This is a genomic window from Curtobacterium caseinilyticum (assembly GCF_030363035.1).
Taxonomy (GTDB): domain Bacteria; phylum Actinomycetota; class Actinomycetes; order Actinomycetales; family Microbacteriaceae; genus Curtobacterium; species Curtobacterium caseinilyticum.
Window position 1 is genome coordinate 425,109 of the sequence record NZ_JAUCMN010000002.1, and the last position, 26,097, is coordinate 451,205.

A 26,097-nucleotide genomic window follows, 5' to 3' on the forward strand; every position below is an offset into this window, starting at 1 on the left:
TACGCGCGCGGTCGGACGGCGGACCCCGGGCGAGTCCGTGCCACCCCTCCGTCGCCGGACCGGCCGGGCGTCCGGTCACCCCGGAGCCCGGCCCTCTAGGATGGTGCGGTGAGCAGAGCGGACCTGAGCAAGCGGCCGGACGAGGTGGCGGCCATGTTCGACGACGTCGCCGCGAAGTACGACCTCACGAACGACATCCTCTCGGCGGGCAACGCCCCGCTGTGGCGCGTCGCGACGGTCCGTGCGGTCGACCCCCAGCCGGGGGAGCGGGTGCTCGACATCGCCGCCGGCACCGGGACGAGCGCGGCGGCGCTGGCGAAGAAGGGTGCGGAGGTGACGGCGCTGGACCTGTCGGCGGGCATGATCGCCGTCGGTCGCGAGCGGCACCCCGAGATCACCTTCGTCGAGGGTGACGCAGAGCACCTGCCGTTCGACGACGACACGTTCGACGCGGTGACGATCTCCTTCGGGCTGCGCAACGTCAACGACCCGATGCAGGCGATCACCGAGATGCTCCGCGTGCTGAAGCCCGGTGGCCGCGTGGTCATCTGCGAGTTCTCGACCCCGCCGATGGCGCTCCTGCGGTTCGGCTACGGCGCGTACCTCAAGCGCGTGCTCCCCGGCATCGCGCGGCTGTCCAGCAGCAACCCGGCGGCCTACCGCTACCTGGCCGAGTCGATCGAGGCCTGGCCGGACCAGCAGGTCCTCAGTCAGTGGCTCCGCGGCGTCGGCTTCACGATGGTGGCGCACCGCAACCTCACCGCCGGCATCGTGGCGCTGCACCGTGGCCGGAAGCCCGTCGCGGGCGAGGTCCGCGAGTCCGTCGCCCGTCGCGCGAAGGCACGCCGCGAGCACCAGCAGACCGGCGAGCAGCCGAGCGTCGACGCCGCCGACGCCTGACCGGTCCCTCGACCCCGAACACGGAGCACCACTTGAACCCGAGCGTCCCGGTCGCACGTCGCGCACCGAGCCTCCGCGCCTCGCTGGGCATCGGCGAGCGGTTGTTCGCCACGCCGTCCGAGCGACGCTTCATCACCGCGGTCGACGACGGGCTGGAGCTCGTCGAACAGGGCCTCGAAGAGGCGATGCGCTCCACCGACACCCTGGCCGACACCACGAGCCGGTACCTGCTGTCCGCGGGCGGCAAGCGGATCCGGCCGACGCTGACGCTGCTCATCGCGCAGCTCGGCAACGGTGTGACGGACGCGGTCGTCAAGGCCGCCGTCAGCATCGAGACGACGCACCTCGCCTCCCTGTACCACGACGACGTCATGGACGAGGCGCCGGTGCGGCGCGGGGTGCCGGCCGCGCACGTGACCTACGGCAACAACGTCGCGATCCTGACCGGTGACCTGCTGTTCGCACGAGCCAGCCTCATCACGGCCGACCTCGGGACCGAGGGCATCCGCATGCAGGCCGAGACCTTCCAGCGGCTCTGCATGGGGCAGTTGCACGAGACGACGGGCCCCCAGCCGGACGACGACCCGGTCGAGCACTACATCCAGGTGCTCAGCGACAAGACCGGCTCGCTCATCGCCACCGCTGCCCGCGCCGGCGTGATGTTCTCCGGGGCCGACCGGGCCTACCTCGACGCCGTCGGCACGTTCGGCGAGAAGGTCGGCGTCGCCTTCCAGCTCGTCGACGACGTGATCGACCTGGCACCGGCGAAGGACCGCACCGGGAAGATCGCGGGCAACGACCTGCGCGCCGGCGTCGACACGCTCCCGCTCCTGCAGCTCCGTCGCCTCGCTGCCCGTGACGAGGGTGCAGCGGCGCTGCTCGCCCGGATCGAGCACGACGTGAAGGACGCCGACGACGACGCCGTCGCGTCGGCTCCGTACCAGTCCGCCGTGGCCGCACTGCGTGACCACGAGGCGACCACCGCCACACGGGCCGTCGCCGTCCGCTGGGCGGAGGAAGCCGTCGCAGCCCTCGAACCGCTGCCGGACGGCACCGTGAAGCGCGCGCTGACCCGGTTCGCCGAGTCCGTCGTCGAGCGCAGCCGCTGAACCACCGGGAGCACCCCGCCCGAACGAACTGGAGACATCAGTGCCCACCCTCCGACTCGCCATCGTCGGCGCCGGACCCGCCGGCATCTACGCCGCCGACATCCTGCTGCGCGAGGCCCACGGCACCGACGTGTCGATCGACCTCTTCGAGCAGCTCCCCGCGCCGTACGGCCTGGTCCGCTACGGCGTCGCGCCCGACCACCCGCGCATCAAGGGGATCGTGAACGCCCTGCGCGACGTGCTCGACCGCGGCGTCGTGCGGCTGTTCGGCAACGTGCGCTTCGGCGAGGACATCACCCTCGACGACCTCAAGCAGCACTACAACGCGGTCCTGTTCTCGACCGGCGCGATCAAGGACGCCGACCTCGACCTGCCCGGCATCGAGCTCGACGGCTCGTACGGTGCCGCCGACTTCGTCAGCTGGTTCGACGGCCACCCCGACGTCCCGCGCACCTGGCCGCTCGCCGCGTCGAGCGTGGCGGTCATCGGCAACGGCAACGTCGCGCTCGACGTGTCGCGCATCCTCGCCAAGCACGCCGACGACCTGCTGTCGACCGAGATCCCGGCCAACGTGTACGAGGGCCTCAAGGCGTCCCCCGTCACGGACGTGCACGTCTTCGGCCGTCGGGGCCCGGCGCAGGTGAAGTTCACCCCGCTCGAGCTGCGCGAGCTCGGCGAGCTCCGCGACGTGGACATGGTCGTGTACGACGAGGACTTCGACCACGACGAGGCCTCGCTCACCGCGATCCGCACGAACAAGCAGGTCATGGTGATGAACCGGGTCCTGGAGCAGTGGCGCACCCGCGATGTCGGCCAGGCGAGCCGCCGTCTGCACCTGCACTTCTACGCGAAGCCCCTCGAGCTCGTCGGCGAGGACGGCCGCGTCGCGGCGATCCGGTACGAGCGGACCCGGCCGAACGGCGAGGGCGGCGTCGAGGGCACCGGTGAGGTCCGCGAGCTCGCCGTGCAGGCCGTGTACCGCGCGGTCGGCTACTTCGGATCGCCGCTGCCCGGCGTCCCGTTCGACGAGCGCACGGGCGTGATCCCGAACCGTGAGGGGCAGGTGCTCGACGAGGACGGCTCGCCGGTCCCGGGCGTCTACGCCACCGGCTGGATCAAGCGCGGACCCGTCGGCCTGATCGGACACACGAAGTCCGACGCCATGGAGACGGTGCAGCACATCGTCAACGACCAGGCCTCCTGGTGGACCCCGGCGGACCCGTCCCCCGAGGCGGTGCCGGCCCTGCTCCGCGAACGCGGTGTGGACTACACCGACCTCGACGGCTGGCACGCGCTCGACGAGCACGAGCAGGGGCTCGGTGCCGCGGAGGGTCGCGAACGCGTCAAGGTCGTCCCGCGCGACGAGATGGTCGACGTCTCGCTCCGCCGCGCCGGCTCGACGACGAGCTGAGCGCCGACCGATGAGCACGGCACGCCCCGCACCGCCGACCGCGATGCGGGGCGTGCTCGTCGCGCCCGGCAGGCTGCAGGGGGTCGACGTCGCCCGCGCGCTCGCGCTCCTGGGGATGATGGCCGCGCACATCGGCGGGATCGCCGACGAGCTCGACTGGGCAGACCCGGCGACGTGGTCCGCGGTCGCGCACGGGCGCCCGTCGACGCTCTTCGCGGTGCTCGCCGGCGTCTCCATCGGGTTGACGAGCGGCCGGACGTCCCCTCCCGGTCCTCCGGCGATCGGTCGTGTGCGGGCCCGGCTCGCGGTGCGCGCGGTCGTCGTCATCGCCGTCGGTCTGGTCCTGATGGCGCTGGAGACGCCCGTCTACGTGATCCTGCCGACGTACGGCGCGCTCTTCCTGCTCGTCGTGCCGGTGCTGCGCCTGCGGTCCGCCTGGCTGCTCCTGCTGGCGGGTGCGTGCGCCCTGGCGTCCCCGACGGTCGCGCTCGCGACCGCGCCGCTCTACGCCGGCGCGGGCACGTGGGAGGTCCAGCTCGGACTCGTCTACCCCGTGGTCACCTTCCTGGCGTACGTGCTGGTCGGTCTCGCGGTCGCCCGGGCCGGACTGGAGGCGCGGCGCACCCAGGTCGCGCTCCTCGCGTCCGGCGCGGTGGCCGCCGCGGCCGCGTACGCCGTCGGGAACGCCCTGGCGCCCGTGCCCGCCGACGCCGCGTTGGCCTTCCCCGGCGTCCCCTGGGCTCCGCTCGGCAGCTCGGAGTCCGTCGCCCTCGCGCAGCTGTTCCTGTCCCCGCGGGACCACTCGTCGTCGGTGGTCGACGTCGTCGGCACGGCCGGGGTCGCGGTCGCGGTGATCGCCCTCTGCACGCTGCTCGTCGACCGGCGTGGGCGGGCAGTCGCCCGGATCGCGTACCCCCTGGCCGCGGTGGGCTCGATGCCGTTGACCGTCTACGCGGGGCACATCGTCGTCATCGCGTTCCTGCCCGAGTACCCGGAGTCGACGACCGCGTGGGCGGCGTTCGCCCTCGGCTCGGTGCTGTTCGCGATGCTCTGGCGCGCGTTCCTCGGCCGTGGACCGCTCGAACGTCTGGTCGCCCGGCTGACGGGGCTGGTGCCGGCGCCGCGCTGAGTCACGGGGATCGGGCGGGGTCGTCGTCGTGCGCCGGTTCCGGGCTCGTCCGACGGTCCGCTACTGCAGGGCCGCGGTGAGTCGCGCGACGTTGTCCAGCACCTGTGACCGGCGCGGGCGCTCGAGCCACGCGTCGAGCGTCAACTCGAAGGACGCGTCCTTGTACGCGGCCTGCACCTCGCGCAGCGCGTCCACGAACCGTCGACCACGCACCATCACCGACACCTCGAGGTTCAGGCTGAACGAGCGCATGTCCATGTTGCTCGACCCGATGACGGAGACGTCGTCGTCGATCGTGAAGTGCTTGGCGTGCAGGATCGTCGGTGCCCGGTACAGCCAGATGCGCACACCGGCGCGGAGGAGTTCCTCGTAGTAGGAGCGCTGCGCGTGCCACGTCATCGCGTGGTCGCCCATCTCGCCGACGAACAGCTCGACCTCGACCCCGCGCTGCGCCGTCGTGGTGATGGCGTAGAGCATCGAGTCGTCCGGTACGAAGTACGGCGAGGTGATCGACACCTTGTCCTGCGCGGCGTAGAGCAGCGCGTTGAAGAGCCGGAGGTTGTTCTCACCGTCGAACCCGGGTCCGGACGGCACGACCTGGCAGTCGAGGGCGTCACCGCGGTCCGCCCGCTGCACCGGGTCGCTCTCGCGGAGCAGGAGCTCGTCGGTCTCGCTGTACCAGTCGGTCACGAACAGGGCGTTGAGGCCGGCGACGACCGGGCCCTCGAAGCGTGCGAACAGGTCCTTGTAGACCATGCCCTTCTCGATGTGCGACTTCAGGTCGTACGACGGGTCGATCAGGTTCTGCGAGCCGGTGAACGCCACGGACCCGTCGACCACCATGATCTTGCGGTGGTTGCGGAGGTCTGGGCGCTGGAACTTCCCCTGGAGGGGCTGGAGCGGCAGCATGAGGTGCCACTCGATGCCGGCGCGGTCGAGGAACGCGAGGGTGTCCTTGTAGCCCGGGTACCCGCGGCTGGCCCAGTGGTCGAGCAGGAAGCGGACGGTCACGCCACGGGCCTGTGCCCGTGCCAGGGCCTCGAAGTACGGCCGCGTGGTGTCGTCGAGCGTGGCGATGTAGAACTCGACGTGCACGAAGCGCCGCGCCCGGTCGATCTCCCCGGCCATCTCCTGCACCGACTCGTACGAGTCGGGGTAGAGCTCCGCGGAGTTCCCGCCGACCAGGGGCATCGCGCCGAGCTCGCGGTTGAGCTTCGTGATGCTCTCGAGCCACGGCGGCCAGGGGTGGTCGCGGCGCACCCGCTCGATGCCCTCGGTCTGTTCGAGGATGTACGCGTTGATCTCGGTCTGCTTCTCGCGTCGCGCCCTCGGCAGCTTCGTCGACCCGATGACCAGGAAGACGATGAACCCGATGTACGGGATGAGGAAGATCGCGAGCAGCCAGGCCGTGGCGGTCTGCGGCTTCCGGTTGTACGGGACGTAGATGATCGAGAAGACGCGGATCGCCAGGTCCAGCAGGACCAGGAGGATCGTGACCGCGACGCCGAGCCAGTGCTCCACGGGGTCCGGCGCTAGCGGAAGTTGATGAACTGCAGCGGCACGTCGAACTCTTCACCCTTGAGGAGCTGGATCGTGTTCTGCAGGTCGTCGCGGCTCTTCGAGGAGACGCGGAGCTCGTCACCCTGGATCTGGTTCTTGACGCTCTTGGGTGCGTTCGCCCGGAGGAACGCGCCGATCTTCTTCGCCACGTCCTGTTCGATGCCGTTCTTGAACTTCACCTCGATGCGGTACTCCTTGCCCGACGGGTACGGGTCACCGGCGTCGAGGCTCTTGAGCGAGATGTTGCGCTTGATCGCCTTGCTCTGCAGCACGTCGAGGACGGCCTTCGCGCGCTCCTCGGAGTTCGCCTTGATGAGGACGTCCTCGCCGCTGAAGGCGATCGAGGCGTCGGCACCCTTGAAGTCGTACCGCTGCTCGATCTCCTTGGCGGCCTGGTTGAGGGCGTTCTCCGCCTCCATCTTGTCGACCTTGCTGACCACGTCGAAGGAACTGTCTGCCATGCCGGACAGCCTAACGGCGGACGGGAGGCGCGGTTCCGGTCCCGCAGGCGGGGTGGGGACGGGCGCGTGGTCGCGACCGCTCGTGCAGGAACGACCAGCCGACGATGCGGTCGGTGGTCACGAGCACCCTCCGGTATCCGCTATGCTCTTCAGCGCGCCTTCGGTTGGTGATCACACCGGCCGGGTGCGCACACGGCAAGTTACCCAAGCGGCCAAAGGGATCTGACTGTAAATCAGCCGGCGTAGCCTTCGGGGGTTCGAATCCCTCACTTGCCACGGTGTCCACCGGACACGCGATCGCCGAGAACAGCCCCGTCCCTGCGGACGGGGCCGTTCTCGTTGCGGCAGGCTGGTGTCATGCCCGCCACCCTCACCCCCGCCCAGTTCGCCGACCTCGCCGAGTCGATCGCGCGCGAGGCCGCCGCTCTCGCCGCCAGGCGCCGCAGCGAGGGGGTCGAGGTCGCTGACCGCAAGTCGAGCATCGCCGACGTCGTCACGGCCGCCGACCGCGAGGTCGAGGCGCTCATCCGCGCCCGGATCGCGACGGCACGTCCGGACGACGGCTTCCACGGCGAGGAGTCCGGCTCGGGCGCGGGCTCGACCGGCATCACGTGGGTGGTGGACCCCATCGACGGCACGGTCAACTACCTGTACGGCAGCGAGCAGTACGGCGTGAGCATCGGCGTCGTCCAGGGCAGCGCCGACCCGACGACGTGGGAGCCGGTTGCCGGGGTCGTGGTCGCACCCGCGACGGGGACCGTGTACCGCGCCGTCGTGGGGGAGGGCGCCACGCGCGACGGCGACCCACTGCGCGTCGCGACGCCGGCATCGCTCGCCGAGACCCTCGTCGCCACCGGGTTCGGGTACACCGCCGACCGTCGTCGGGAACAGGTCGCGGTGCTCGCCGGACTGATCGGTGAGGTCCGTGACGTGCGCCGTGCGGGGGCGGCCTCGCTCGACTGCTGTGCGGTGGGTGCCGGGACCGTCGACGCCTACTACGAGCGGGGCATCAACCCGTGGGACATGGCTGCCGGCGCCGTCGTCGCAGCGGAGGCCGGCGCAACCGTCCGCATCTGGGAAGCGGGCGGGACGCGCTCGTTCCTGTTCGCCGCGCCCGCGATCGCCGACGAGCTCGAGACGCTGCTGCGTCGACTCGAGGGCGACGTCCTGCCCGACTGAGCGCCCGCGAGTCCGCGGCCAGCACGCCGGTTCCACGCTCCCGGAGCACTGCACGGTCGTGCACGCGACTGGCGGAGGGCGACTGCCCCTGCTAGCGTTCTGCAGTCCCGTTACCTGCTCGTTACCAACGAGCGCCCCGTGCCCCGATCAGGATCAGCCCCGAACACATGCCCCACGCCTCCCAGTCGACAGTGCCCACCCGGACCGACACCACGACCGCTCCCGAGCCGGTCGTGCACCTCACCCGACGCGCACGCATCGAGGCGGAGCGCCGCGCAGCCGCGGTACGCGACGGCTTCCCGGTCCACAGCGGGACGCCGTCCTTCGACGACCTCGTGACGCCGGCGACGCCTGCGGCGCCGATGTCACCGGTCGACCTGGCGCCGGCGTCGCCCGTGCTGCCGGCGGCCACGTCCGGGGTGGTCACGCCGCCGGCTCCGGTGTCGCCGGACGTCGCACCCGTCGTCGAGGCCGAGCGTGCGCCGACGCTGCCCGCCGCGTCGCCGCGACGTGTGCTCGGTCAGGTCCCGCCCGCGCGCCGACCGGCCCGTGCTGCTGGTGCCGCCGCGCCCGCGCACGTGGACCGGGCGACCCGGCACCTCGGTGCCGTGCCGACGGCGACGTCCCGTCCCCAGGCCCACCACGGTGCGTCCTTCCGTCGTGCTGCGTCGCGCGTCACGGCCGTCGGTGCGCTGCTGTTCGCGGCCGGCCTGGTCGTGTCGACCTCCCTGCCCGCGCAGGCCCTCTGGGTACCGCCGGCGGACACCACCTCGGCCCGGTCCGCCGACGGTGCGGCGCAGTCGCTGAGCGTGGGTGCCGCCGCGGGGGACGCCGAGACCGCCCGCGACCAGTACTCGGTCACCGCGGCCACGCAGTACCGGAACGTCGACTCCTCGTCGTTCTCGAACGACCCGAACGGGACCATCCAGTGGCCGTTCCTGACCGGCGTCCCGATCACGTCCGGCTTCGGTGGCCGTCAGGTCGAGGGCTGCTCGTTCTGCTCGACGAACCACATGGGCGTCGACTTCGCCCCCGGTGAGGGCACGCCGATCCGCTCGGTCGCCGCGGGCACGGTCATCAAGGTGCAGGCGCACGACGGCGGCTTCGGCAACGACGTCTGGGTGCAGCACGACGTGGACGGCAAGCAGTTCACGAGCGTCTACGGCCACATGAAGGACGGCACCTTCAAGGTCGTCACCGGTCAGCAGGTCGCCGTCGGCGACGAGCTCGGCGAGGTCGGTTCCACCGGCAACTCGACGGGTCCGCACCTGCACCTGGAGATCCACGTCGGCGGCGTCCCGGTGGACCCGCTGGCCTGGCTCCGAGCCAACGCGAACTAGCGGAGGGGCGGCGGCACGCCCGGGCGTCACGTCCGGTTCCTGACCACCGCCGCACGTCTGCTACTCTCGTGTGGTGCCGCCGAGCGGCACTCGCCCCGATAGCTCAGTGGTAGAGCACTTCCATGGTAAGGAAGGGGTCGTCAGTTCAATCCTGACTCGGGGCTCCGACCCGGAGCCGTTGGCGCTCCGGATCTCTGGCGGGGTAGCTCAGTTGGTTAGAGCACACGACTCATAATCGTGGGGTCACGGGTTCAAGTCCCGTCCTCGCTACCACAGGCCCGGCGGCCAGATCGCCGGGCTTTCGTCGTTCCCGGTCTGCCCCGACTGCTGCTGCACCGACTGCGGCCCGCGCTGGCTGCTGCACCGACTGCTGGTGCTCGTCGTGCCGACCTGATGCGCCCATGCAGACCAGGTACGCGCGTTCCGATCAGGTACGCCCGATCCTTCCCATCACATGTGCCATGCCTGGTGGGATCGGGCATGCCAGGTCGAACCGACAGACCAGGTACGCCCGTTCTGCCGAGGTATGCCCGTCCCTTCTAGGTACGCCCGTTCCGATGAGGTACGCCCGTTCCTTCCCATCACAGGTGCTGTGCCTGGTGGGATCGGGCATGCCAGGTCGAACCGACAGACCAGGTACGCCCGATTCGACCAGGTACGCCCGATCTGACCAGGTACGCCCGGTCTGACCAGGGACGCCCGATCTGACGAGGGACGCCCGATCTGACGAGGGACGCCCGATCTGACCAGGCACGCCCGCGCTCGTCAGGACCTCCGCGCTGGCCAGGTACGTCCGACCCGACTCGGCACGCCCGGCCCGGGACGCCCGTTCAGCGCGGGGGAGCGGTGAGCACGCCCGCGGCGCGGAGGGCGCGCTCGAGCGTCGCCTCGACCTGCTGCCAGGCGCTCCGCCGACGTCCGGCGCCGATGCCCCCGCCCGCCACCGCCGTCCCGTGCCGCGCGTGCCGGAGCGTGATCGTGGTCGACGTCCCCGTCACGGTCGTCGACAGCTCGTAGCGTCGGAACTCGCGCGACGGGTGCACCAGGGCGCCGAGCAGGATCGTCAGCAGCCGGTTGCCGGTGGTCGCGGTGATCGTGCCCCCTGTCGACTCGACCCGGTGACCGCTCTGCCGGAGGGCCGCGCCGGCGACCTCCATGGCCGTGCACCGGTCTCCCGTGTGCACCGCGTACTGCGCTGTGTGCTCCATGCGTTCCTCCCCGACCCCGGAGTCGTCCTCACGGCCTCCCCCCGGAAGCCGTGCAACGAGCATAGCCGATGCAACCTCATCATCCGGGACGTGTCGCGGGTGCTCGGTAGACTCACACCCGTGTCAGTGAACCCCGAGCTCGTCGGCAGGACGTTCCCGCCGGCCCAGCCCTACCTGGTCGGTCGCGAGAAGGTGCGCGAGTTCTCACGCGCCGTGTTCGCGACGAACCCGATCCACCACGAGCCCGATGCCGCTCGCGCCGCCGGCTACGCCGACGTCGTCGCGCCGCCGACCTTCGCCGTCGTCGTGCAGGAGGCCACGCTCGCCCAGCTCCTGGCCGAGCCCGACGCCGGGATCGACTTCTCGCGCGTGGTCCACGGCGAGCAGTCCTTCACGTACGACCGGCCGATCGTCGCCGGGGACGAGCTCACCGCGACGCTGACCGTCACGAGCGTGAAGACCCTCGGCGGCAACGCCATGGTGACGGCCGAGAGCACGATGGACGACGCCACGGGGGAGCACGTCGTCACGGCGACCTCCACCCTCGTGGTCCGAGGAGACGACGCATGACCACCGCACCCACCACGCTCGAGGTCGGCACGGTCGTCGCCGAGCGCGAGGTCCACCTGACCCGCGACGCGCTCGTCCGCTACGCCGGCGCTTCGGGCGACTTCAACCCGATCCATTACCGCGACGACGTCGCCGCGTCCGTCGGGCTGCCGGGCGTCCTCGCGCACGGCATGCTGACGATGGGCCTCGCCGTCCAGCCCGTCGCCGAGTGGCTCGGCGACCGCGGCTGGGTCCAACGCTACGGTGTGCGCTTCACCCGTCCCGTCGTCGTCGATCCGGAAGAGGGCGCGACCGTCGGTGTGGTCGCCAAGGTCGGCACGGTCGACGACCAGGGCCGTCCGCAGCGCATCGACCTCACCGTCACCGCCGCCGGGCAGACCGTGCTCGGCAAGGCGCAGGTCACGGTGGTGTTCCGCTGAGCGTGTCGAACCGCCTGGCCGACCTCACGACGTTCCGCGTCGGGGGTCCTGCGGCGACCCTCCTGGTCGCGGACACGACCGACGAGCTCGTCGCGCACGCACAGACCGCGTGGCAGGACGACGAGTGGCTCGTCGTCGGTGGCGGCAGCAACCTGCTCGTCGCCGACGAGGGCTTCGCCGGCACCGTCGTGCTCGTCCGGACGCGCGGCGTGGACGCCGATCCGGACGCGGACGGCGTCACCGTCCGCGTCGCGGCCGGTGAACCCTGGGACCGGTTCGTCGCGACGACCGTCGAGAACGGGTGGACCGGTCTGGAGGCCCTCAGCGGCATCCCGGGCACGGTCGGGGCCGCCCCCGTGCAGAACATCGGCGCCTACGGGGTCGAGCTCTCCGACGTGCTCACCCGCATCGAGTTCCTCGACGCGTCGACGGGGGAGCGCGCGTGGGTGGACGCGGCCGAGCTGGCGCTCGGCTACCGCACCTCGACGCTCAAGCACGGACGCAGGGGCGTGGTCCTGACGGTCGAGTTCCGGCTCGGGGCCGCTCCGGAGGCCGGGGTCCCGGTCCGCTACGCCCAGCTGGCCGGCTCGCTCGGGGTCGACCTCGGCGCGCCCGTCGCACCCGGGACGATCCGTGCGACGGTCCTCCGCCTCCGTTCCTCGAAGGGCATGGTGCTCGACGACGTCGACCCGGACACCTGGAGCGCAGGCTCCTTCTTCACGAACCCGATCGTGTCGGCCGACTTCGCCGAGACACTGCCCGCCGACGCCCCACGCTGGCCGGCGGGCGACGACGTGAAGCTCAGCGCCGCCTGGCTGATCGAGCACGCGGGGGTCCACCGCGGGTACGCGGTCCCCGGTTCCCGCGCGGCGATCTCGTCGAAGCACACCCTGGCCCTGACGAACCGGGGCGGCGCGACCGCGGCGCAGGTCGCTGAGCTCGCGCGGTACGTGCAGGTGACCGTCCTGAACCGCTTCGGGGTCTCCCTGGTCCCGGAGCCCGTCGTGGTGGGGGACCTGCTCAGCGTGAGCTGACCGCCGGACGCACGCCGTGCCTCCCGGCCATCGCGGTCTCGCGGCCTCGCGGCCTTGCGAAACGCAACGTGGGCGGCTCGGCGCAGCGGTACTGCGCCGTGAGGAACCGCCCACGTTGCGTGTTGCGGAGGGGGCCTACGCGGAGAAGAACTCCGTCAGGCGGCGGACGCCCTCGGCGATGTCGTCGTCGCCCAGCGCGTACGACATGCGGATGTAGCCGGAGGGCCCGAAGGCCTCGCCCGGCACGACCGCGACCTCGGCGTGCTCGAGGATCAGGTCCGCCAGTTCGAGGGTCGTGGTCGGCGTGGATCCCGCCCACGCGCGTCCGAGCAGGGCGGTGACGTCCGGGTACACGTAGAAGGCGCCCTTCGGCGTCGGCGTGACGAAGCCCGGGATGGCGTTCAGGCCCTCGACGATCGCACGGCGTCGGCGGTTGAACGCCTGGCGCATCGCCTCGACGGGCTCCTGGGGGCCGGTGAGCGCGGCGATCGCGGCACGCTGCGAGACGTTGGCGACGTTGGACGACAGGTGGGACTGCAGGTTCGACGCGGCCTTGACAGCGTCCGCCGGGCCGATGAACCACCCGACGCGCCAGCCCGTCATGGCGTAGGTCTTCGCGACGCCGTTCACCAGGATCGTGGTGTCGGCGAGGGCGGGGACCGCCTCGAGGATGCCGGTGAAGCGGACGTCGTCGTAGACGAGGTCCTGGTAGATCTCGTCGCTGATCACCCAGATGCCGTGCTCGAGGGCCCACTCGCCGATGGCCTTCGTCTGCTCGGCGGAGTACACCGAGCCGGTGGGGTTCGAGGGCGAGCAGAACAGCAGCGCCTTGGTCTGCGGGGTGCGGGCGGCCTCGAGCTGCTCGACGGTGACGAGGTAGTCCTGGTCACTGCCCGCGAACACCTCGACGGGGGTGCCGCCGGCCAGGCGGATCGCCTCCGGGTAGGTGGTCCAGTACGGAGCGGGGAGCAGGACCTCGTCACCGGCGTCGACGATCGTCTGGAACGCCTGGTACACGGCCTGCTTGCCACCGTTGGTGATGATCACCTGCGACGGGTCGACGGTCACGCCGGACTCCCGCGCGGTCTTCTCGGCGACGGCGCGCTTCAGCTCCGGGAGGCCGGTCGCCGGGGTGTAGCGGTGGTTCGCGGGGTCCTGCACGGCGAGCACGGCAGCCTCGACCACGTGCTGGGGCGTCGCGAAGTCGGGCTCGCCGGCGGCGAACGAGACGACGGGACGACCAGCGGCCTTGAGTGCCTTGGCCTTCGCATCGACCTTGAGCGTCGCGGACTCGGCGATCGCCGCGATGCGCGAGGCGATGCGCGCGTGGTCGGACGTCGCGTCGGCGGGGCTGCGGACGGACTCGGGGGCGGTGGACTCGGGGCCGGGGGCTGCGGTGCTCACGGGCGCCAGCCTACCGGCGCGGCACGCCGGGGAGCCGGTCAAGTGGACAGCGTGTGACGGACTCCCGTACACTCGACCACCGGTGCACGGAACGGTGACGGGACGTGCCCGGGGGTTCAACCCCTCCTAGGGCGGTGGCTCAATTGGTAGAGCAGCGGTCTCCAAAACCGCAGGTTGCAGGTTCGAGTCCTGTCCGCCCTGCAAGTCTGGAAGGTGTGAAGTTGGCGAGCAAGGACATGGAAACGACGGCGGACGACGTCGTCGCGAAGGCGAAGGCCGATCGCGCCCAGCGCGGCGGTCCGTTCGCTGCCATCGCCCTCTTCATCCGCCAGGTCATCGGCGAACTCCGCAAGGTCGTCACGCCGACGCGCAAGGAGCTCTTCAGCTACACGGGCGTCGTGCTCGTCTTCGTGGTCGTCATGATGATCCTGGTGTCGATCCTCGACTTCGTCTTCGGTCTCGGCGTCGGCTACGTCTTCGGCAACGGTCCCACGGTCTGATCCGACACGGCCGGGCCGTCGTCCTCCGACCTGGGCTGATGCCGACAGGAGTACGGTCGCCCCGAGACGGCGACGGATGCGCAACGCTCCGGCCGCACACCCGATCCGCACCACCGAACGGAAAGAACCGCAGTGTCTGACTACTCCCGCGACGACATCGACCTCGCCACGGCTGCCGAGCAGTCCTCCGAGGTCGAGGAGAACCAGGAAGGCGACGTCGAGACCGCCGAGGGCCGTTCGGTCGAGTCCGCCGAGGAGCGTGCGATCTCCGTCGAGGACGAGGACGACGAGTCCCTCGGCCTGAGCGACGAGCCCGACGACGGCACGGTCGACACCTCCATCGACGAGGCCCTCACGGCGCTGGCCGAGTCCCGCGACCCCGAGGCCGACGCCGTCGTGGACGACGCGCTCGAGATCGACTCCGTCGACGAGGCCGAGGCGGCCGTCGAGGCGGTCGAGGACGAAGAGGAGTCCGAGCTCGAGGACGCCACCGCCGCGGAGGCGAACGAGACGCTCGCCGCGGACGAGGCGCTCGACGACGACGAGGCAGCCGAGGACGAGCCGGCGGAGGTCGACCCGTACGAGGCGTTCAAGGCCGAGCTCCGGATGAAGCCCGGCAAGTGGTACGTCATCCACTCCTACGCGGGCTTCGAGCGCCGCGTGAAGTCGAACATCGAGAACCGCATGGTGTCGATGTCGATGGAGGACGACATCTACCAGGTCGAGGTCCCGATGGAGGACGTCGTCGAGATCAAGAACGGGCAGCGCAAGCTGGTCACCCGCGTCCGGATCCCCTCGTACGTGCTCGTCCGCATGGACCTGAACGAGGACTCGTGGTCCGTCGTCCGGCACACGCCGGGTGTCACCGGCTTCGTCGGCAACGCGCACAACCCGACCCCACTCCGCTTCGACGAGGCGTTCGGCATGCTGAAGTCCCTCGTGCAGGTCGCCGAGGCCGCTCCGACCAAGGGTGGCGCGAAGTCCGGCGGCGCCGCACAGGCGCAGCCGCAGGCCGAGGTCGACTTCGAGATCGGCGAGACCATCACCATCAAGGAAGGCTCGTTCGCGGGCCTGCCGGGTTCGATCTCCGAGATCAAGCCGGAGAGCGGCAAGCTCACGGTCCTCGTCTCGCTGTTCGAGCGCGAGACCCCGGTCGAGCTCAGCTTCGACCAGGTCACGAAGCTCTAGCCGTCCCACACACTGCCCGGCCCCCACGGATCGGGTAGACTACTGAGGTTTGGCCCCGCGCGCCCGGCGTGCGGGGCTTCACCGCGGTCCGGATCCGCCGGGCCAGCGGGAGAGTGCACGGATCCCCGTGCGTTCGATTCCAGGAGGAAGCACAACATGGCACCGAAGAAGAAGGTCACGGGCCTGATCAAGCTGCAGATCAACGCGGGCGCCGCCAACCCGGCCCCGCCGATCGGTCCGGCGCTCGGTCAGCACGGCGTGAACATCATGGAGTTCTGCAAGGCGTACAACGCCGCGACCGAGTCGCAGCGCGGCAACGTCGTCCCGGTCGAGATCACCGTCTATGAGGACCGTTCGTTCACGTTCGTCCTGAAGACCCCGCCAGCCGCGGAGCTCATCAAGAAGGCCGCGGGTGTGCAGAAGGGGTCCTCGACCCCGCACACGGTCAAGGTCGCGAAGATCTCGATGGACCAGGTCCGTCAGATCGCCGAGACCAAGCAGGCCGACCTGAACGCGAACGACATCGAGCAGGCCGCGAAGATCATCGCCGGCACCGCGCGCTCGATGGGCATCACGGTCGAGGCCTGAGCCTCGCCGCTTCAGGCACACACCCCATCACCCTTCCGTGGGAGAGCCTCGCCGGCTCGCCAACCACGTAGCTCCTGAGGAGAACACCATGGCGAAGAAGTCCAAGGCCTACCAGGCCGCGGCCGCGAAGATCGAGGCCGACAAGTTCTACACCCCGACCGAGGCCGTCGCCCTCGCGAAGGAGACCGGCTCGGCGAAGACCGACTCCACCGTCGAGGTCGCGCTGAAGCTCGGCGTCGACCCGCGCAAGGCGGACCAGATGGTGCGCGGCACCGTCATCCTCCCGCACGGCACGGGCAAGACCGCCCGCGTGATCGTCTTCGCCGTCGGCGCTGCGGCCGAGGCCGCCATCGCCGCCGGTGCCGACGAGGTCGGTGGCGACGAGCTCATCGCGAAGGTGGCCGAGGGCTACACCGCGTTCGACTCCGCCGTCGCGACGCCCGAGCTCATGGGCAAGGTCGGTCGTCTCGGCAAGGTGCTCGGCCCGCGTGGCCTCATGCCGAACCCGAAGACCGGCACCGTCACCCCGAACGTGGCGCAGGCCGTCAACGACATCAAGGGCGGCAAGATCGAGTTCCGCGTCGACAAGCACGCCAACGTGCACTTCGTCGTCGGCAAGGCCTCGTTCACGCCGGAGCAGCTCGACGAGAACATCTCGACCGCGCTCGAGGAGATCGTCCGCCTCAAGCCGAGCGCCTCGAAGGGCCGCTACATCATGAAGGGCGCCGTCTCGACGACCTTCGGCCCCGGCATCCCGCTGGACGTCAACGCCATCTGAGCCTGATCGGCTGATCGCGACAGGAAGGCCCGCACCGGAACCGGTGCGGGCCTTCCTGCACGTCCGGGAGCAGCCTCGGTAGCGTTGCTCCGTGCGGACCTTCGTCAACTGCCTCCGACTCGTCGCCGTCATCGCGGTCGCGGCCGCCGTGCTCGGCCAGTGGCTCGAGAGCGCACGGACCCCGGACTACCTGTCCTGGAACTTCTTCGGGTACTTCACGATCCAGTCGAACATCGCCGTCGGCGTCGCGCTCGCGCTGACCCTGGTCGCCGCAGCCCGGCGGAAGCGCACCGACGTGCTGGTCAGCGGGTTCCGCGGCGCTGCGACGGTGTACATCGCCACGACCGGCGTGGTCTACAACACCCTGCTCGTCGGTGTGGGGGTCGCGAACTCCGTCCCGTGGTCGAACGACCTGCTGCACCGGTGGGTCCCGCTGTACGCCGTGCTCGACTGGCTGCTGTTCTCGGATCGTGCGCGGCTGCTGCTCCGACACGTGTGGTGGTTCCTGCTCTACCCCGCGGTGTGGCTCGTGGTGGTCCTGGTGCGTGGTGCCACCGACGGCTGGGTGCCGTACCCGTTCCTCGCCCCCGCGCAGGGCTACGGCGTGGTGGCGCTGTACTGCTGCGGCGTCGCGGTGTTCATCGCGCTGACGGGGATCCTGGTGGTCGGGATGAGCCGACTCCGCCTGGTGCGGGTCTAGACCCGGTACGCCCGCAGCTTGTCGAGCACGCGGTCGGCGAGCTGCACGAGGCCGCGGATCTGGTCGTCGTCGCGGTCGACCCAGCGGCACTCGGGTTCGTCGGCGACGGGCACGAAGTCGTCGTGGCGCTCCCAGACGAACAGCGTGCGGTCGGCGCCCAGCACGTACTGCTGCCACCAGACCTGCCGCAGGTAGTGCCGCGGGATGCTGCGCCACCCCTTGCCCGTGGTCTTGATCTCGGCGAGCACGAGCCGCTGCGACGCGTCGTACCCCACGCCGTCCGGGGTCGCGAGATGCGCGCGGTTGGTGCTGGCGTGGAACAGGTGGGCGGATGGTTCGATGCCGTGCGTGGCGGCGACCCAGGCGGCGATGACCGGCTCGCGGTCCTTGCCGTGCTCCGTCCAGGCGTTGCCGGAGAACCGTGATCCGTAGCGCTTCTCGGCGACGACGGCCTCGACCGCGCGGAGAGAGGCGAGTCGGGCGACGTCGGTCGCGGTGATGCCCATCGCGCGGGCACGGAGCCACGCGACGCGGTCCGAGGAGTGCGCGACGATGCGTTCGGTGTGCCCGCGCAGCGCCGTGAAGGCGTCGTGCGCGCTGGCCGCGGCGGACCGCGCGCCGGACGCGGTGGCAGACGGCGACGCTGCGGCGGACCGCCCGCCGGACGCCAGGGCGGATCGTCCGCCCGACGCGGGGCGGGGCGCAGCCGACCGTGCGTCGGACGCGACCGACGCGGAGGACGCGGGGCGTTCCTCCAGGCCGGGGTCAAGGTCGCCCCACAGGGTGGGCTGCACGATCGTCACCCGACGATTCTCACCCCGCGCGCCGACACGGCGGTAACCGACGCGCGCGAGCGCGTGGTCAGGAGACGAGCGCGCGCCCCTCGGCGGGCGCGACGAGCTGGTCGACCCCGGCGGGGGAGAGCGCGTAGCCGATCGCGAGCGCGGCGGCCCCCTGGAGCGCGGCGACCGAACCGGCACGGGACTGCGCGATGACGAGGTGCTCCGTCGCGAGCGGCATCGAGCGGGAGTACACGACCTCGCGGACGCCGGCGAGCAGGTGTTCCCCGGCACGGGTGATCGAGCCGCCGAGGGTGATGACGGACGGGTTCACGAGCGAGACACAGGTGGCGAGGACCTCGCCGATGTCCCGCCCGGCCTGGCGGACTGCTCCGATCGCGTCGAGCTCGGACCGGTTCACCAGGTCGATGACGTCACCGCTCGTGTGCACGTCGTGGCCCTTGGCGCGGAGGGCACGGGCGATCGCAGGTCCGGAGGCGACCGCTTCGAGGCAGCCGGTGTTGCCGCAGTGGCAGGGGACGTCGCCCGCGCGGGACACCCGCACGTGCCCGATGTCACCGGCGGTGCCCTGCGCCCCCCGGCGGAGCTGCCCGTCCGAGACGATCCCGGAGCCGATGCCCGTCGCCACCTTCACGAACAGCAGGTGGTCGACCCCCGGCCAGCCGTGCTCGCGTTCGCCGAGGGCCGCGATGTTGACGTCGTTGTCGAGCAGGACGTGCGCGGCGACGTGGCCACGGAGCCACCCGGGCACGTCGAAGCCGTCCCAGCCGGGCATGATCGGGGGGTTCGCGGGGCGTCCGGTGGAGAACTCGACCGGTCCGGGGACGCCGATGCCGATCGCGACGACGTCGTCACGGGTGCGTCCGACCTCGGCGAGCAGGTCGTCGATCGTCTCGACGAGCCACGTCAGCGTGGGTACGGGACCGGCGGCGATGTCGATCCGTGCCTCGCGGGTGGCCAGCGACGCCGCGACGAGGTCGGTGACGGCCACGCGGCCGTGCGAGGCGCCGAGGTCGGCGGCGATCACGAGCCGCGCCCGAGGGACCAGTGCGACCTGCGCGGGCGGACGGCCGCCGGTGGACGCGGCGGTCTCGACGGGACCGACGAGCCCGACGTCGATGAGGGCGTCGAGGCGCACGGCGATCGTCGAGCGTGCGAGTCCGGTCAGGGCGGCCAGCTCCGCCCGGGTCCGCGGCACGCCGTCGCGGAGGATCTGGAAGAGCTCGCTCGTGCCGACCGGGGGCGACGCTGCCGTCCGGGTGAAGTCGACCATGTCGGGAGTGAAGCACACATCGAACGCTCCACGCAACGAAGGCTGTCGAGAAGTCGACAACTTTTGCTTGACCGGCGACAGAAGCGTCCGTAGTGTGACGCTCGATCACTGACGATCCACCATCTCGACGAGGAGAACCCCTGGTGACGCAACCCCTGTCGGTCCAGCTCTACACGGTGCGGGACGCCCTCTCGGCGGACCTGCCCGGCACGCTCCAGCGCATCGCATCCATCGGCTATACGAACGTCGAGGCCTTCGGCTACGTCGAGCGCGCCGAGGAGCTGCGGGACGCACTGGTTGCCGCCGGCCTGCAGGCGCCGAGCGGTCACGCCCGCCTGCTGGACGCCGGTGAGCAGGACCTCGAGCGCATCATGCGGGCGAGCACCACCCTGGGCATGGGCACGCTCATCGACCCGCACATCGACGAAGCCCGCTGGACCACCCGCGAGGACGTCGAGGCCGTCGCCCGCGAACTGAGCGCCCTCGCCCCGCGTGCCGCCGACCACGGGCTCGTGCTCGGCTACCACAACCACGCGTTCGAGTTCTCGAACCGCATCGACGGCGTGAGCGCCTACGAGGTCTTCGCGGACGCCCTGTCCGACGACGTCGTGCTCGAGCTCGACACCTACTGGGTGACCGTCGGTGGCGACGACCCGGTCGCGATCATCGGCAAGTACGGCGACAAGGTGCAGTTCCTGCACGTCAAGGACGGCGACGGTTCGCACGACGACACGAAGCAGGTCGCGGTCGGCAACGGCGTGATGCCGATCACCGACATCGTCGCCGCCGCTCCCGACGCCCAGCACGTCGTCGAGCTCGACGACCACGAGGGTGACGTCTTCCAGGCCGTCGCCGACTCCTACACGTTCCTCCAGGGGGCCCGCGCATGACCGACACCAGCACCGCGACCGGCACGCAGCAGGCCGGCGACACCACCCGCCGCACCGGCCCGGTCGGCGTCGGCGTCATCGGCGCCGGGGTCATCTCCGACCAGTACCTCTCGAACCTCACGGTGTTCCCGGACGTCGAGGTCCGCTTCATCGCCGACATCGACGAGCCGCGTGCGGCCGCGCAGGCCGAGAAGTGGGGCGTCGCCGGATCCGGCTCGGTGGAGCAGCTCCTCGCGGACGACGACATCGAGATCGTCGTCAACCTCACGATCCCCGCCGCCCACGTCGAGGTCGCCCTGCAGGCCCTCGCCGCCGGCAAGCACGTCTGGGGTGAGAAGCCCTACGCGCTGGACCGCGAGAGCGCCGCGCAGCTCCGCGATGCCGCCGCCGCGGCCGACAGGACCGTCAGCGTCGCGCCGGACACCTTCCTCGGTGCCGGTCTGCAGACCGCGCTCCGGACGATCCGTGACGGTCGGATCGGCACCCCGCTCAACGGCCTGACGCTCTTCCAGAGCCCCGGCCCGGAGTCGTGGCACCCGAGCCCCGAGTTCCTGTTCGCGTACGGCGCCGGCCCGCTGTTCGACATCGGCCCGTACTACATCACCACGCTCGTGCAGGTCTTCGGCCCGGTCGCGAAGGTAACGGCGACCGCGTCGACGTCCCGCGCCACCCGCACGATCGGCTCCGGCCCGAAGGCGGGCACCGAGTTCCCCGTCGAGGTCCCGACGAACCACTCCGCGCTGATCCAGTTCGAGTCCGGCGCGAGCGCGCAGAGCGTGTTCTCGTTCGAGTCCGACCGCGGCCGCACCGGCTTCGTCGAGATCGCGGGGGAGCAGGGGACCGTCGTGTTCCCGGACCCGAACGAGTTCGACGGCGACACCGAGCTCTACTCGCACGGCGCCGAGGAGCCCGAGACGATCCCCGCCGTCGGCTCCACCTACTCGCGTGGTACCGGCGTGGTCGACCTCGCCCGTGCGTTGCGCGCCGGCGAGGAGAACCGGGTCCCCGGTGCCCTCGCCTTCCACGTCCTCGACGTGATGGTCTCCATCGCCGAGGCAGCCGAACGTGGTGAGACCGTGCTCGTGGAGAGCACCGTCGCACCCTCCCCGACCCTCCCGGAGGGCTGGGACCCCGCAGCGTCCACCCTGGCCTGACGGCCAGGGTCCCCGGTCGCTGCCGACCGGGGGCGGGACACCGCACCACACAGCAGCACCCGACAGCACGACCAGCACCACCTCCTGCACCACCTCAACGACGAGAAAGTAGAGAGTCATGCGCACTGCCATCCGCGCACTGGCCATCACCGCGGCCGCGGCACTCACCGTGACCGGCCTCGCAGCCTGCTCCTCGGGATCGTCCGGTTCGTCCGGCGACTCGAAGACGCTCACCTACTGGGCGTCCAACCAGGGCACGTCCCTCCAGAACGACAAGGAGGTGCTCACCCCCGTCCTCGAGAAGTTCACGAAGGAGACCGGGATCAAGGTGGACCTCCAGGTCATCGGCTGGAACGACCTGCAGAACAAGATCCAGACCGCCGTCACCTCGGGCCAGGGCCCGGACGTGGTCAACATCGGCAACACCTGGGCCACCTCGCTCCAGGCGACGGGCGCCTTCCAGGAGTTCGGCGACGCCGAGATGAAGGCCATCGGCGGCGCCGACAAGTTCGGCAAGGTCGCGCTCTCCACGGGCGGCGCCCCCGGCGAGACCGTCACGAGCGTCCCGCTCTACGGCCTCGCCTACGGCCTCTACTACAACAAGCAGATGCTCGCCGACGCCGGCATCACGCCCCCCACCACGTGGGAGGACATGGTCGCCGACGCCGAGAAGCTGACGGCCGACGGCAAGTACGGCTTCAGCCTCGCGGGCGGTTCCTACACCGAGAACTCGCACTTCGCGTTCATCAACTCGGCGCAGAACGGCGGCGAGTGGTTCGACAAGGACGGCAAGCCGACCTTCACGTCGAAGGCGAACGTCGACGGCATCAAGCGCTACCTCGACCTCATGCAGGACGCGAAGGTCGCGAACCCGTCGAACGCGCAGTACGACAACGCGACGCAGTCGACCACCGACTTCGCCAAGAAGAAGGCCGCGTTCATCCTCAACCAGAACAACGCCAACGCGACGATCGAGTCCCTCGGGATGAAGTCGGACGAGTACGGCGTCGTGGCGCTCCCGGCTCCCGAGGGTGGCGAGCAGATCGCCAGCTTCCCGGCCGGCATCAACCTGTCGATCTTCAAGAACACGAAGAACAAGGACGGCGCGCTCAAGTTCGTCAAGTACATGACGAGCATGGACACGCAGACGACGCTGGACAAGCCGTACTCGGCGCTGCCGGTGCTCGCCGAGGCTGCTGACTCCGTGACGGACGAGCAGACCAAGACGTTCCTCGACATCTACAACAACAAGGCGAAGCCGCTCCCGCTGGTGCCCGCCGAGGACCAGTTCGAGTCGACGGTCGGCAAGGCGATGAACGACATGTTCGCCAAGATCGCCACCGGCTCGAAGGTGTCCGAGAGCGACATCAAGTCGGCGCTGCAGACCGCGCAGGACCAGGTCTCCCAGGCCGCCGGTTGATCCGCCGGGAGGCCCGGGTCGCGTCCGTCAGGACGCGCCCGGGCCTCCACCTCCCGCACCCGGCCACGCGCCGGGGGTGAGCGCATCGGCTCACGCATGCCGCGCCTCCCGGCCGCTGCCACGGTCACCGGACGCGAAGCCCCGATCCTCCTCCTGCCGAAAGGCCACCACCCATGTCCACCTCGGTCCTGCCCGACTCCGAGCGCATCGACCTGACCCACACGAAGGCACCGACCCTGTCGGGGCCGCAGCCGGGTCGGAAGCCGAAGCGCCACTGGCTGCCGTACGCGCTGGTCGCGCCGGCCATCCTGTTCGAGCTGCTCATCCACATCGTGCCGATGCTCGTCGGCATCTGGATCTCGTTCATCCAGCTCACCAAGTACTTCATCGCGAACTGGGGCGCGGCCCCCTTCGCCGGGTTCCGGAACTACTCCGTCGTGGTCGACTTCGACCAGGCGATCGGCAAGGGCGTCCTCAACTCGTTCCTCATCACCTGCGCCTTCACGGTGCTCGTGGTCGGGCTCTCCTGGACCCTCGGCATGGCCGCCGCGGTCGCGCTGCAGAAGCCGTTCGCCGGTCGCGGCCTCTTCCGCACGCTGTTCCTCGTGCCGTACGCGCTCCCGATGTACGCGGGCGTGATCACCTGGAAGTTCATGTTCCAGCGCGACACGGGTGCGCTGAACCACCTGCTGGTCGACCAGCTCGGCATGTTCGGCGGGAACGCGCCGTTCTGGCTGATCGGCAACAACGCGTTCGTCGCGGTCGTCGTCGTGGCGATCTGGAAGACCTGGCCGTTCGCGTTCCTGATGCTCATGGCCGGCCTGCAGTCCGTGCCGAACGACGTGTACGAGGCAGCGTCCGTCGACGGCGCGAAGCCCTTCCGGCAGTGGCGTTCGATCACGCTGCCGATGGTCCGCCCGGTCAACGTGACGCTCGTGCTCGTGATGTTCCTCTGGACGTTCAACGACTTCAACACGCCGTTCGTGCTCTTCGGTTCGACCGCGCAGCCGCCGGCCGCCGACCTGCTCAGCTTCCACATCTACAACGCGTCGTTCATCACCTGGAACTTCGGTTCCGGTGCCGCGATGAGCGTCCTGCTCCTCATCTTCCTGCTCATCGTCACCGGCATCTACCTCGCCGTGACCAACCGGAGGTCCGTCCGTGCGTGAGACAGTCGGCGCCAAGTCCTTCAAGATCGTCACCCTGGTCGTCCTGACCCTGTTCACGGTCGTCCCGCTCTACGTGATGGTCACCACCGCGATGAAGCCGCTCGGCGACGTGCAGGACAACTTCACGTGGATCCCGACGAACATTACCTTCCAGCCGTTCGTCGACATGTGGTCGACGGTGCCGCTCGGGCGGTACTTCATCAACTCGCTCGTGGTGTGCACGGTCGCGACGGTGTTCTCGCTCATCATCGCGACGTTCGCCGCCTACGGCGTCTCGCGCTGGAACTTCAAGGGCAAGAGCGCCTTCACCACCGCGGTGCTCTCCACGCAGATGTTCCCGGGCGTGCTGTTCCTGCTCCCGCTGTTCCTGATCTTCACGAACCTCGGGAACGCGATCGGCGTCCAGCTCGTCGGGTCGTGGCTCGGCCTGATCATCACCTACCTGACCTTCACGCTGCCGTTCTCGATCTGGATGCTCGCGGGCTACTTCGAGACCATCCCGCGTGAGCTCGACGAGGCCGCCATGGTGGACGGCTCCGGCCCGATGGGCGCACTGTTCCGGGTCATCCTGCCGTCGGCCCGTCCGGGGCTCGTGGCGGTCGGCATCTACTCGTTCATGACGGCGTGGGGCGAGGTCCTCTTCGCCTCGGTCATGACGAACGGACTCGGCTCCACCCTGGCGGTCGGTCTGCAGCAGTACTCGACGCAGACCAACGTGTACTGGAACCAGGTCATGGCGGCGTCCCTCGTGGTGTCGATCCCCGTGGTGCTGGCGTTCCTCATCGTGCAGCGGCAGTTCGTGGCCGGCCTGACCGCGGGTGCGGTGAAGTAGGGCGCTCCGCCAGCCGACCCGAGACTCGGGCTGGGCGACGTTCCTCGCGGCCTCCGGGCCGAGAGTCGTCGCTCAGCCCGAGTCTCGTTCCGTGTACAGCGAGACCGATCAGACAGGATGGATGCATGACAGGGACGCGCGGGCGACAGCTGCTGCCCGGACAGACCAGCCGGGTGCACGTGTACGACGTGGACACCCGGACGAGCCGGCTCGTCTTCGAGTCGCGCTCGGTGCTCGTGGAGGCGCCGAACGTGCGTGCGGACGGCACGCTCGTGCTGAACGGTGACGGGGACCTCTGGCTCCTGACACCACCGGCGCCGGGCAGTGACACCGTGCTCGACGAGACCGCCCTGGTCCGCGTGCCGATGCCCGGCGTCGACGAGATCAACAACGACCACGTGCTCGACCCGTCGGGTGACTCCGTCGTGGTGAGCGCCCGCGACGGCGAGCTGTACCGGGTGCCCCTGCCCGACGGCGGCTCGGCGACGCGGATCACCGACACGGCGGCCGTGCTGCCGGTCGTCCGCAAGTACTACCTGCACGGCATCGCGCCGGACGGCTCGGCGCTCGCCGCGATCGTGGGGGAGCGGACCCCCGACGGCGTCTGGACGACCGACGTCGCCCTCGTCGACCCGGCCTCGGGCGAGACGACGTTCCTGACCCGTGACGAGCACCCCGACGACGGCTGCGCGATCACGCCCGACGGCGGCACGGTGCTCTTCAACACCGAGCGGTTCACCCCGGGGACCGCGCAGCTCGCCGCCCTCCGGCTCGGTGGCGGCGACCCCGTGCAGATCACGAACGACGAGCGGGTGGACTGGTTCCCGCACCTGTCGCCGGACGGCGCCCACCTGCTCCACCTGTCCTACGAGCCCGGGGTCCAGGGACACCCGGCCGACCACCGCGTGGAGCTCCGGCTGCTCCCCGGCGCTCTGGCGCGCGGCGCACGGATCGCCGCCGTGCCGGAGACACTCGTCGTGCTCGACGGCGGACAGGGGACGGTGAACGTCCCGCCGTGGTCCCCGGACTCCCGCTGGTTCGCGTACTGCGACTACCCGGTCACCGCGGACTGACGGCGACG

26 protein-coding genes and 4 tRNA genes are annotated in these 26,097 nt (G+C 70.5%); 24 read left to right on the top strand and 6 right to left on the bottom strand.

Annotation, left to right across the window (positions count from 1 at the left end):
* Nucleotides 1-108 precede the first annotated feature (108 nt).
* The 4 genes from QUG93_RS04520 to QUG93_RS04535 are packed head-to-tail and all read left to right on the top strand — an operon-like array spanning nucleotide 109 to nucleotide 4,549.
* Nucleotides 109-900, top strand: a complete 792-nt coding sequence (locus QUG93_RS04520) for a demethylmenaquinone methyltransferase (protein WP_289472460.1) — start codon at nucleotides 109-111, stop codon at nucleotides 898-900.
* 32 nt (nucleotides 901-932) lie between these two features.
* Nucleotides 933-2,009: a polyprenyl synthetase family protein gene (locus QUG93_RS04525; protein WP_289472461.1), complete on the top strand. Its 1,077-nt coding sequence runs from the start codon at nucleotides 933-935 to the stop codon at nucleotides 2,007-2,009.
* 40 nt (nucleotides 2,010-2,049) lie between these two features.
* The gene (locus QUG93_RS04530; protein WP_289472463.1) at nucleotides 2,050-3,420 is read left to right on the top strand and encodes an FAD-dependent oxidoreductase; all 1,371 of its coding nucleotides are present in this window, start codon (nucleotides 2,050-2,052) and stop codon (nucleotides 3,418-3,420) included.
* A 10-nt stretch (nucleotides 3,421-3,430) separates the two neighbouring features.
* Nucleotides 3,431-4,549, top strand: coding sequence for a heparan-alpha-glucosaminide N-acetyltransferase domain-containing protein (locus QUG93_RS04535; protein WP_289472465.1), 1,119 nt, complete (start codon nucleotides 3,431-3,433; stop codon nucleotides 4,547-4,549).
* Between the two features lie 60 nt (nucleotides 4,550-4,609).
* Here QUG93_RS04535 and cls read toward each other — a convergent pair whose 3' ends face one another.
* Together cls and QUG93_RS04545 are read right to left on the bottom strand one after the other, a co-directional pair.
* Complete coding sequence (cls, locus tag QUG93_RS04540) at nucleotides 4,610-6,070, bottom strand: cardiolipin synthase (protein WP_289472467.1); 1,461 nt, start codon at nucleotides 6,068-6,070, stop codon at nucleotides 4,610-4,612.
* Between the two features lie 11 nt (nucleotides 6,071-6,081).
* Complete coding sequence (locus QUG93_RS04545) at nucleotides 6,082-6,570, bottom strand: YajQ family cyclic di-GMP-binding protein (RefSeq protein ID WP_022906448.1); 489 nt, start codon at nucleotides 6,568-6,570, stop codon at nucleotides 6,082-6,084.
* A 194-nt stretch (nucleotides 6,571-6,764) separates the two neighbouring features.
* Between QUG93_RS04545 and QUG93_RS04550 the strand changes: the two genes are divergently transcribed.
* The 5 genes from QUG93_RS04550 (at nucleotide 6,765) to QUG93_RS04570 (ending at nucleotide 9,362) form a co-directional block, all read left to right on the top strand.
* Nucleotides 6,765-6,846, top strand: a tRNA-Tyr gene (locus QUG93_RS04550).
* An 81-nt stretch (nucleotides 6,847-6,927) separates the two neighbouring features.
* Nucleotides 6,928-7,749, top strand: coding sequence for an inositol monophosphatase family protein (locus tag QUG93_RS04555; protein WP_289472469.1), 822 nt, complete (start codon nucleotides 6,928-6,930; stop codon nucleotides 7,747-7,749).
* 167 nt (nucleotides 7,750-7,916) lie between these two features.
* Complete coding sequence (locus tag QUG93_RS04560) at nucleotides 7,917-9,089, top strand: M23 family metallopeptidase (protein WP_289472471.1); 1,173 nt, start codon at nucleotides 7,917-7,919, stop codon at nucleotides 9,087-9,089.
* Between the two features lie 92 nt (nucleotides 9,090-9,181).
* Nucleotides 9,182-9,253, top strand: a tRNA-Thr gene (locus QUG93_RS04565).
* Nucleotides 9,254-9,285: 32 nt separating this feature from the next.
* Nucleotides 9,286-9,362: transfer RNA gene (locus QUG93_RS04570), tRNA-Met, on the top strand.
* Between the two features lie 557 nt (nucleotides 9,363-9,919).
* On the opposite strand, the gene QUG93_RS04575 is transcribed toward QUG93_RS04570, so the two are convergent.
* Nucleotides 9,920-10,297 (bottom strand): hypothetical protein, encoded by a 378-nt coding sequence (locus tag QUG93_RS04575; RefSeq protein ID WP_289472472.1) that lies wholly within the window; start codon nucleotides 10,295-10,297, stop codon nucleotides 9,920-9,922.
* A gap of 120 nt (nucleotides 10,298-10,417) precedes the next feature.
* Here QUG93_RS04575 and QUG93_RS04580 point away from each other — a divergent pair, with 120 nt between their 5' ends.
* Genes QUG93_RS04580 through QUG93_RS04590 form a run of 3 tightly spaced genes read left to right on the top strand, consistent with a single transcriptional unit; the run spans nucleotide 10,418 to nucleotide 12,320 of the window.
* On the top strand, nucleotides 10,418-10,867 hold the full coding sequence (locus QUG93_RS04580) for a MaoC family dehydratase N-terminal domain-containing protein (RefSeq protein WP_289472474.1): 450 nt from the start codon (nucleotides 10,418-10,420) through the stop codon (nucleotides 10,865-10,867).
* Complete coding sequence (locus tag QUG93_RS04585) at nucleotides 10,864-11,286, top strand: MaoC/PaaZ C-terminal domain-containing protein (protein WP_289472476.1); 423 nt, start codon at nucleotides 10,864-10,866, stop codon at nucleotides 11,284-11,286. The genes QUG93_RS04580 and QUG93_RS04585 overlap by 4 nt, the downstream gene beginning before the upstream one ends.
* A 2-nt stretch (nucleotides 11,287-11,288) precedes the next feature.
* Complete coding sequence (locus tag QUG93_RS04590) at nucleotides 11,289-12,320, top strand: UDP-N-acetylmuramate dehydrogenase (RefSeq protein ID WP_289472477.1); 1,032 nt, start codon at nucleotides 11,289-11,291, stop codon at nucleotides 12,318-12,320.
* 135 nt (nucleotides 12,321-12,455) lie between these two features.
* Here the strand turns inward: QUG93_RS04590 and QUG93_RS04595 are convergent, their stop codons facing one another.
* A complete protein-coding gene (locus QUG93_RS04595; protein ID WP_289472631.1) occupies nucleotides 12,456-13,640 on the bottom strand; it encodes a pyridoxal phosphate-dependent aminotransferase in 1,185 nt (394 codons plus the stop codon).
* A 212-nt stretch (nucleotides 13,641-13,852) separates the two neighbouring features.
* Between QUG93_RS04595 and QUG93_RS04600 the strand changes: the two genes are divergently transcribed.
* The 6 genes from QUG93_RS04600 (at nucleotide 13,853) to QUG93_RS04625 (ending at nucleotide 17,478) form a co-directional block, all read left to right on the top strand.
* Nucleotides 13,853-13,925, top strand: a tRNA-Trp gene (locus tag QUG93_RS04600).
* Nucleotides 13,926-13,939: 14 nt separating this feature from the next.
* Nucleotides 13,940-14,224: a preprotein translocase subunit SecE gene (gene secE / locus QUG93_RS04605; protein WP_289472479.1), complete on the top strand. Its 285-nt coding sequence runs from the start codon at nucleotides 13,940-13,942 to the stop codon at nucleotides 14,222-14,224.
* Between the two features lie 132 nt (nucleotides 14,225-14,356).
* Complete coding sequence (gene nusG, locus QUG93_RS04610; protein WP_289472481.1) at nucleotides 14,357-15,412, top strand: transcription termination/antitermination protein NusG; 1,056 nt, start codon at nucleotides 14,357-14,359, stop codon at nucleotides 15,410-15,412.
* 156 nt (nucleotides 15,413-15,568) lie between these two features.
* Nucleotides 15,569-16,000: a 50S ribosomal protein L11 gene (gene rplK, locus QUG93_RS04615; protein ID WP_017888638.1), complete on the top strand. Its 432-nt coding sequence runs from the start codon at nucleotides 15,569-15,571 to the stop codon at nucleotides 15,998-16,000.
* An 88-nt stretch (nucleotides 16,001-16,088) separates the two neighbouring features.
* Nucleotides 16,089-16,778 carry a 50S ribosomal protein L1 gene (gene rplA, locus QUG93_RS04620; protein ID WP_126891273.1) on the top strand — a complete coding sequence of 230 codons (690 nt, stop codon included), beginning with the start codon at nucleotides 16,089-16,091 and terminating at the stop codon, nucleotides 16,776-16,778.
* Nucleotides 16,779-16,869: 91 nt separating this feature from the next.
* Entirely contained in the window at nucleotides 16,870-17,478 is a 609-nt protein-coding gene (locus tag QUG93_RS04625) for a Pr6Pr family membrane protein (RefSeq protein ID WP_289472482.1), read from the top strand.
* Here the strand turns inward: QUG93_RS04625 and QUG93_RS04630 are convergent.
* Together QUG93_RS04630 and QUG93_RS04635 are read right to left on the bottom strand one after the other, a co-directional pair.
* A complete protein-coding gene (locus QUG93_RS04630; protein ID WP_289472633.1) occupies nucleotides 17,475-18,053 on the bottom strand; it encodes a YqaJ viral recombinase family protein in 579 nt (192 codons plus the stop codon). The genes QUG93_RS04625 and QUG93_RS04630 overlap by 4 nt on opposite strands.
* 286 nt (nucleotides 18,054-18,339) lie before the next feature.
* Entirely contained in the window at nucleotides 18,340-19,551 is a 1,212-nt protein-coding gene (locus tag QUG93_RS04635) for an ROK family transcriptional regulator (protein WP_289472484.1), read from the bottom strand.
* A gap of 143 nt (nucleotides 19,552-19,694) precedes the next feature.
* On the opposite strand from QUG93_RS04635, the gene QUG93_RS04640 reads away from it, so the two are divergent.
* The 6 genes from QUG93_RS04640 (at nucleotide 19,695) to QUG93_RS04665 (ending at nucleotide 26,089) form a co-directional block, all read left to right on the top strand.
* Nucleotides 19,695-20,441: a sugar phosphate isomerase/epimerase family protein gene (locus QUG93_RS04640; protein WP_289472485.1), complete on the top strand. Its 747-nt coding sequence runs from the start codon at nucleotides 19,695-19,697 to the stop codon at nucleotides 20,439-20,441.
* Nucleotides 20,438-21,595, top strand: coding sequence for a Gfo/Idh/MocA family protein (locus QUG93_RS04645; protein WP_289472487.1), 1,158 nt, complete (start codon nucleotides 20,438-20,440; stop codon nucleotides 21,593-21,595). Before QUG93_RS04640 ends, QUG93_RS04645 begins: the two co-directional genes overlap by 4 nt.
* Before the next feature lie 118 nt (nucleotides 21,596-21,713).
* Entirely contained in the window at nucleotides 21,714-23,015 is a 1,302-nt protein-coding gene (locus QUG93_RS04650; protein ID WP_289472489.1) for an ABC transporter substrate-binding protein, read from the top strand.
* A 173-nt stretch (nucleotides 23,016-23,188) separates the two neighbouring features.
* Nucleotides 23,189-24,184, top strand: coding sequence for a carbohydrate ABC transporter permease (locus QUG93_RS04655; protein WP_289472491.1), 996 nt, complete (start codon nucleotides 23,189-23,191; stop codon nucleotides 24,182-24,184).
* Entirely contained in the window at nucleotides 24,177-25,016 is an 840-nt protein-coding gene (locus tag QUG93_RS04660) for a carbohydrate ABC transporter permease (RefSeq protein ID WP_289472492.1), read from the top strand. The genes QUG93_RS04655 and QUG93_RS04660 overlap by 8 nt, the downstream gene beginning before the upstream one ends.
* 125 nt (nucleotides 25,017-25,141) lie before the next feature.
* Nucleotides 25,142-26,089 (top strand): TolB family protein, encoded by a 948-nt coding sequence (locus tag QUG93_RS04665; protein ID WP_289472494.1) that lies wholly within the window; start codon nucleotides 25,142-25,144, stop codon nucleotides 26,087-26,089.
* The last annotated feature ends 8 nt before the right edge of the window (nucleotides 26,090-26,097 follow it).